The following is a 6,480-nucleotide window of genomic DNA, read 5'->3' as shown; positions in this document are numbered from 1 at the left end:
CGCCAGCCGTGCGCCGCCATCAGGGCGTCGCGCACCATGCCCGCCTGCACCAGCGCGAGCGGCGAACCGCGCGTACCCAGTCGAAAGTCACCCATCGCGCGCCTATCGCCGACGTGTCCCGCCCCTGCAACCCGCCAGCCCGACCCGCCCCCGCGATCCGGCCCGCGCTATGCGGCAGCCATTTCCCCTTCGCGCCGCGATCCCCTACATGACGGCCATGCTCATCCTCGGCCTCGAATCCTCCTGCGACGAAACCGCCGCCGCGCTCGTCACCGGCGACCGGCAGGTGCTGGCGCATCGACTGGCGGGGCAGGAGGCGGCGCACGCGCCCTACGGCGGGGTGGTACCCGAGATCGCGGCGCGCGCGCACGTCGAGGCGCTGGAGCCTTTGGTCGCCGCCGCCCTCGCCGACGCGGGTGTCACGCTAGCGCAGGTCGACGCGGTCGCCGCGACCGCCGGACCCGGCCTGATCGGCGGGGTGATGGTGGGGCTCGTCACCGGCAAGGCGCTGGCGCACGCGGCGGGCAAGCCGCTGGTGGCGGTCAACCATCTGGAGGGCCACGCGCTCAGCCCGCGGCTGTCCGACCCCGATCTCGACTTCCCGTACCTGCTGCTGCTCGTCTCGGGCGGGCATTGCCAGCTGCTGCTGGTCGAGGGCGTCGCGAACTATCGCCGGCTCGCCACCACGATCGACGACGCCGCGGGCGAGGCGTTCGACAAGACCGCCAAGATCCTGGGGCTCGGCTTTCCCGGCGGCCCCGCGGTCGAGCGTGCCGCGCGCGACGGCGATCCGCGCGCCGTGCCGCTGCCGCGCCCGCTGCTGCGCTCGCCCGAGCCGCATTTCTCCTTTGCCGGATTGAAGGCCGCGGTCGCGCGCGCGGCGAACGATCACGCGTCGGCCGATCTCGCCGCCTCGTTCCAAGCAGCGGTCGTCGACTGCCTCGTCGACCGCACGCGCCGCGCGCTGGGTCGCGCCGGCGTCGTTACCGCGCTTGTCGTCGCGGGCGGGGTCGCCGCCAACGGTGCGATCCGCTCGGCGCTCCAGGAACTCGCTGCCGAGCACTCCTTACGCTTCGTCGCGCCGCCTTTGTGGCTGTGCACCGACAATGCCGCGATGATCGCCTGGGCGGGGGCGGAGCGCTTCGCCGCCGGGCTGATCGATCCGCTCGATGTACCGGCGCGCCCGCGCTGGCCGCTCGACCCGCACGCCGAGGCGGTGCGCGGCGCGGGGGTGAAGGCGTGAGCGCGCCCGTTCCCGACGAAACGATCGGCGTGGTCGGCGGCGGCGCCTGGGGCACCGCGCTGGCGCAGGTCGCGGCGGGTGCCGGGCACCGGGTGCGTCTCTGGGCGCGCGAGGCCGAGGTCGTCGCCGGCATCAACCACGCGCGCGAGAACGCCGCCTTTCTCCCCGGCATCGCGCTCTCGCCGCTGATCGAGGCGACGCAAAACTGGTCCGCGCTCGCCGACGCGCGCGCGATCCTGGTCGTCACCCCGGCGCAGCACATGCGCGCGGTGCTCGGGAATTTGCGCGACCACACCGCGCCGCTGATCCTGTGTTCCAAGGGGATCGAGGCGGGCACGCTGCTGCCGCTGCACGAGGTCGCGCGCCAGGCGGTGCCGGGCGCGCCGATCGCGGTCCTGTCGGGTCCGACCTTCGCGCACGAGGTCGCCGCCGGGCTGCCCACCGCGGTCACGCTGGCGGCGGAGGACTCAGGCCTCGCCGCCGAGCTCGCCGCGCTGGTCGCGCAGCCGACCTTTCGTCCCTACGCCTCGACCGACGTGATCGGCGCGGAGATCGGCGGCGCGGTCAAGAACGTGCTCGCGATCGCGTGCGGCGTGGTCGACGGTGCCGGCCTGGGGCAGAACGCGCGCGCCGCGCTGATCGCGCGCGGCTTCGCCGAGATGACGCGCTTCGGTCTAGCGCGCGGCGCGCGGGCGGAGACGCTCGCCGGCCTGTCGGGGCTCGGTGATCTCGTGCTCACCTGCTCATCGACCAGCTCGCGCAACTTCTCGCTCGGGCGCGGCATCGGCCAGGGCACGCACGCCGCCGACCTGCTCGCCAACCGCCTGACCGTCGCCGAGGGTGCGCACACTGCGCCGGTCCTGCGCGAGGCAGCCGCCCGATCGGGCGTCGACATGCCGATCACCGAGGCGGTGTGCGACCTGCTGGCCGGTGCGCCGGTTGCCGCCACGATCGACCGCCTGCTCGCCCGCCCCCTGCGCGCGGAAGCGTGAGGGCACAAGAGCGCGCCGGCAGAGGCGCAGTTGAGGTTCTGGCGGACTTATCCACAGTTCGATCCACAAGCGGGCGGGCGCTCCCGAGCGTTGGCTCTTCGGACGTTGCTGTCCGCGGCAGTCTTACAGGGGTCAGCGCGTGCAGGATCAGCGCGCGACCTCGCTGTCCAGTGGGTTTCAGCGATCGTTCGAGTCGTCGGATCGAGATCGATCGCCGTCCAGCGCAACGAGGTTCAATCGCGTGAGCAGCACCGGCATATCCTCGGTGACGAACGTGTCGCGCGGCGGGGCCCAGGCGGCGCGCAGCGCGTGGCGCGCCGCGGCGAACGGCTCCGCGCGCTCGGCCGTGCTCGGCCCCGGCTCACGCGCCGCGCCGTCACGCTCCAGCAGGCGGAAATCATGGTGAACGGGGCGCTCGCCCCGCATCGACTCGGTCATGGAACACGCAACTAGAAAAAGGATGGTGGCGGAGACGGCAGAGCCGTCACCGTCGATCATGGCGTCTGAACGTGCGAAGCCGACCCGGGTTGCTACAAAGCTGCGCGTCCGACGCACGGCTCACCGCAGCAGGGTGGTCGCCCGTCGCTGTCCTACACGCCCATATCGGCGCAAGCCCACCGCAGACTGGCCCACTTTGCCGTGCGGGAGAAAACGTTCGTGAACCTCCACTTGCTCCACTTCGCATTTCTGCAATCGTGCCTGCTCCAGCCACCGCGTCGCGTTTACCGCGCGCAGGCGAGGCTCGCCGCGTCGATCGCCGTGGCCGCGCCCGCCAGCGCGTAGGTGTCGGCGAACGGCCGGCCGCCGCGCGCGATTCCCGACACGCTCATGCTGCGCCCGCCGCGCATCGCCGCGACGATCGCGCGGTCGGTCGCCGCGTCGGGCGCGCGGGCGCCACGCGCGTCGCCGCGCAGGCCGAAGCGCCGCTCGCCGATCGCCAGCGTGATCGGCGTCCCCGGCCGTCGCGTTGTCGAGAAGCGCACGAACACCGCCTGCCGCCGCGTACCGTCGACCCGCGTCGCCACGCTGGCGAAGCCGCCGCGGCGGTCGGTGCCGCCCGTCCCGGATGTGCCCTGAAGCACCGGTTGCGCCAGCGCGAAGCAGCGCCGCGGCGGGCCGGCATCGCGGATCGCGCCCCAGCGCTCCCATACGCCGATCGCCTGCCGCTCGCCCACGACCAGCGCCAGCGCCAGTACGAGCACCGACCCGCTCAAGCCGGCGCGTACCCGGTGCCGCGGTGCACCAGCGTCTCCGCACCGCGCTCGATCAGCGCCACGCTGCCCTGCGGGTAGCCGGGCAGCACGGGCGCGCCGCACGCGTCGACCGGTGCGCCGGTGGCGACCCCGCGCAGCACGCGGCTGGAGATGCCGTGCATGATGACCAGCCGGTCGCCCGCGTCGTCGGCGGTGTCCGCCAGCCAGCCGCCGACGCGCGCCGCGATCGCCTCGTAGCGCTCGCCGTCGGGCGCGCAGCGCAGCAGACCGTTCGCGTCGATCACCGGGCCGACCTCCGCGACCACGTCGGCGTAGTAGCGCCCGCCCCAGCTGCCCATGTCGATCTCGACCAGCCGCTCGTCGGTGCGTGCCTGGTGCCAGTCGAGTTCGAGATGCTCGGCGATGATCGCGAGCGTCTGGAGCGCGCGCCCGGCGGGCGACGCCCACAAGGTCAGCCGCGGGGCCGGCCCGAGCAGGTCGCGCAGCGCGCGCCCCATCTCGTCCGCCTGCGCGAAGCCCGCGCGCGTCAGCGGCGTGTGCGGGTGGTCGCCCTGCAGGCGGCGCGCGGCGTTGAACACCGTTTCGCCGTGTCGCGCCACGAAGTCGCGGCCCTGCCGTCGCGTGAAGTCGAACCCTGCTGTCACGGTCGCGGTGTCAACCCGGTGTGGCGCAAAAGCAACGCAAAAAACTGTTTAGCTGAGGTTCATGCAACCGCCGCCCGCGCCAACTATTTCCCGCATCCCACCCCAGTCGAGGGGTGCCACGATACGGAGTTCCCCATGCGTAAGCTCGTTCTCGCCACCGCGGCAATCGTCGCCGGCACCGCTGCCCTTCCCGCCGCCGCACAGACCGCCGCGCCGTTCACCGGCCCGCGCGTCGAGGCGCTCGCCGGCTACGACAATTTGCAGGACGGCGGCGACGGCGACTCGGAAGGTCGTGACGGCTTCCTCTACGGCGGCGCGATCGGTTACGACGTGCAGGCCGGCGGCGTGGTGCTGGGCGCCGAGGCCGAGCTGACCGATTCGACGTCGCGCGCGCGCAGCTACAATTCGTTCACCGCGGGCGACCGCTTCTCGGTCAAGGCCGGTCGCGACATCTTCCTCGGCGGGCGCGTCGGCTACGTCATCTCGCCGCTGGCGATGATCTACGCCAAGGGCGGCTACACCAACGCGCGGGTGGAATCGCGCTACACCGCGGGCAATGTCGAGTTCCGCGACCACACCAACCTCGACGGTTTCCGCGTCGGTGCGGGTCTGGAATACAACATCACGCCGACCGCCTACGTAAAGGGTGAGTATCGCTACTCGCACTACGGCGACGTCGACGGCTACGACATCGATCTCGACCGTCACCAGCTGCTCGGCGGGATCGGCATTCGCTTCTGAGGCGCTTTCGTCGGCTCATTAACGCTTTCCACAGGGTCGGCGCACAAGAAAGACGGCCGGGGCGCTTGCTCCGGCCGTTTTCTTTTGGCTAGGAAACATTGGCCATATCGCCCCTGGTAAAGACCTGCGGGCCGGGGGAATTTTCGATGAAGGCGACGATCGAACGCGCAACGCTCCTCAAGGGGCTGAGCCACGTGCAGTCCGTGGTGGAACGGCGCAACACCATCCCCATCCTGTCCAACGTGCTGATCGAGGCGGTGGAAGGCTCGCTCAGGCTGATGGCGACCGACCTCGACCTGCAGATCAACGAGAGCGTGGCGGCCGCAGTCGACCAGCCCGGCGCGATCACCGTGTCGGCGCACACGCTGTTCGACATCGCGCGCAAGCTGCCCGAGGGCGCGCAGGTGTCGCTGTCGGCCGCCGACGGGCGCATGGCGATCGTCGCGGGTCGTGCGCGCTTCAGCCTGGGCACGCTGCCGCGCGACGACTTCCCGGTCATCGCCGAGGGCGAGCTGCCGACGAGCTTCGAGCTGCCGGCGGAGACGCTGAAGCAGATCATCGACAAGACGCGCTTCGCAATCTCGACCGAGGAAACGCGCTATTACCTGAACGGCATCTTCCTGCACCTGTCGGACGACGTGCTGAAGGCGGCGGCGACCGACGGGCACCGGCTGGCGCGCGTGACGGTCGCCAAGCCCGAGGGGTCGGAGGGCATGCCCGACGTGATCGTGCCGCGCAAATGCATCGGCGAGCTGCGCAAGCTGCTCGACGAGGTCGACGGCTCGGTCGGCGTGTCTCTGTCGTCGACCAAGATCCGCTTCGACCTGGGCAGCGCGATCCTGACCTCCAAGCTGATCGACGGCACGTTCCCCGACTATAGCCGCGTGATCCCGACCGCGAACGACAAGATCCTGAAACTCGATCCCAAGAGCTTCATGGAGGGCGTCGACCGCGTGTCGACGATCGCGACCGAGAAGACGCGCGCGGTGAAGATGGGGCTCGACCGCGATCGCATCACCTTGTCGGTGACGAGCCCGGAGAACGGGACCGCGGCGGAGGAAGTGCCGGGCGACTATACCTCGGCGCCGTTCGAGATCGGGTTCAACAGCCGCTACCTGCTCGATATCCTGGGGCAGATCGACAGCGACCTGGTCGAGGTCCACCTGGCCGACGCCGCCGCGCCGACACTGATCCGCGAGAGCGACAAGTCGCCCGCGCTCTACGTGCTGATGCCGATGCGGGTCTGACCCGGGCGGAAGGTGAGGCGAAGGTGAGGCCAAGGCGGCGGGGCTCGCGCCGGTCGCGGGATCAAAAGGTCACGCTAAGGTGAGGCCAATACGCGGTGTTGGGCGCTCGCGTCGATGAGGGTCGTCGTACGACCTGCGCTTGATTTAGGGCGCGGTCTTTCTCGCGGCGTGGTGAAGAAGCGGGATTCCGGGTCGAGCCCGGGATGACGATGCGTGGAAAGCGGTTGGTCTCGCGACATCGGCGCGGCCTCGCGCCTGACACGTGGCGCTAACGCCACGGTCGCGGGACCGCGCGGCGGGTGGGGCAGACGATGCAAAGAGCCGGGCGGGTGCGCGAAGCCCGGCGGCGTAGCGTAGCGGTGGGTTGTAGGACAGCGTCGCCGTGACGCGGGCGCGTCA

At 71.2% G+C, this 6,480-nt stretch carries 7 protein-coding genes and 1 pseudogene; 4 read left to right on the top strand and 4 right to left on the bottom strand.

All coding sequences use genetic code 11. The annotated features are described in order from the left end of the window. Positions 1-95: pseudogene (locus tag ACFDS6_RS16245) on the bottom strand (hydroxymethylbilane synthase); the annotation flags it as partial. Between the two features lie 113 nt (positions 96-208). Between ACFDS6_RS16245 and tsaD the strand changes: the two are divergent. Both tsaD and ACFDS6_RS16235 read left to right on the top strand, forming a co-directional pair. After that, on the top strand, positions 209-1,243 hold the full coding sequence (gene tsaD, locus ACFDS6_RS16240) for a tRNA (adenosine(37)-N6)-threonylcarbamoyltransferase complex transferase subunit TsaD (RefSeq protein WP_375273146.1): 1,035 nt from the start codon (positions 209-211) through the stop codon (positions 1,241-1,243). Next, on the top strand, positions 1,240-2,235 hold the full coding sequence (locus ACFDS6_RS16235; protein ID WP_375273145.1) for an NAD(P)H-dependent glycerol-3-phosphate dehydrogenase: 996 nt from the start codon (positions 1,240-1,242) through the stop codon (positions 2,233-2,235). Before tsaD ends, ACFDS6_RS16235 begins: the two co-directional genes overlap by 4 nt. A 177-nt stretch (positions 2,236-2,412) precedes the next feature. On the opposite strand, the gene ACFDS6_RS16230 is transcribed toward ACFDS6_RS16235, so the two are convergent. The 3 genes from ACFDS6_RS16230 to ACFDS6_RS16220 all read right to left on the bottom strand — a co-directional run bounded on the left by ACFDS6_RS16230 (position 2,413) and on the right by ACFDS6_RS16220 (position 4,093). Beyond that, a complete protein-coding gene (locus ACFDS6_RS16230; RefSeq protein ID WP_375273144.1) occupies positions 2,413-2,673 on the bottom strand; it encodes a hypothetical protein in 261 nt (86 codons plus the stop codon). 284 nt (positions 2,674-2,957) lie between these two features. Beyond that, entirely contained in the window at positions 2,958-3,449 is a 492-nt protein-coding gene (locus ACFDS6_RS16225) for a hypothetical protein (protein ID WP_375273143.1), read from the bottom strand. Further along, a complete protein-coding gene (locus ACFDS6_RS16220; protein WP_375273142.1) occupies positions 3,446-4,093 on the bottom strand; it encodes a histidine phosphatase family protein in 648 nt (215 codons plus the stop codon). Before ACFDS6_RS16220 ends, ACFDS6_RS16225 begins: the two co-directional genes overlap by 4 nt. A gap of 135 nt (positions 4,094-4,228) precedes the next feature. Between ACFDS6_RS16220 and ACFDS6_RS16215 the strand changes: the two genes are divergently transcribed. Then, positions 4,229-4,834 carry an outer membrane protein gene (locus ACFDS6_RS16215; RefSeq protein ID WP_375273141.1) on the top strand — a complete coding sequence of 202 codons (606 nt, stop codon included), beginning with the start codon at positions 4,229-4,231 and terminating at the stop codon, positions 4,832-4,834. Positions 4,835-4,980: 146 nt separating this feature from the next. Continuing rightward, positions 4,981-6,081 carry a DNA polymerase III subunit beta gene (gene dnaN / locus ACFDS6_RS16210; RefSeq protein WP_375273140.1) on the top strand — a complete coding sequence of 367 codons (1,101 nt, stop codon included), beginning with the start codon at positions 4,981-4,983 and terminating at the stop codon, positions 6,079-6,081. Positions 6,082-6,480: the final 399 nt, after the last annotated feature.

Source organism: Sphingomonas sp. (assembly GCF_042095875.1).
In the GTDB taxonomy this organism is placed as follows: Bacteria; Pseudomonadota; Alphaproteobacteria; order Sphingomonadales; family Sphingomonadaceae; genus Sphingomonas.
This window is presented reverse-complemented; position numbering and strand designations above follow the sequence as displayed.

Bases quoted from the DNA above. Each gene is read 5' to 3' on its own strand.
- tsaD (WP_375273146.1), top strand. From the start codon at position 209: ATGACGGCCATGCTCATCCTCGGCCTCGAATCCTCCTGCGACGAAACC.
- ACFDS6_RS16230 (WP_375273144.1), bottom strand. From the start codon at position 2,673: ATGACCGAGTCGATGCGGGGCGAGCGCCCCGTTCACCATGATTTCCGC.
- ACFDS6_RS16215 (WP_375273141.1), top strand. From the start codon at position 4,229: ATGCGTAAGCTCGTTCTCGCCACCGCGGCAATCGTCGCCGGCACCGCT.
- dnaN (WP_375273140.1), top strand. From the start codon at position 4,981: ATGAAGGCGACGATCGAACGCGCAACGCTCCTCAAGGGGCTGAGCCAC.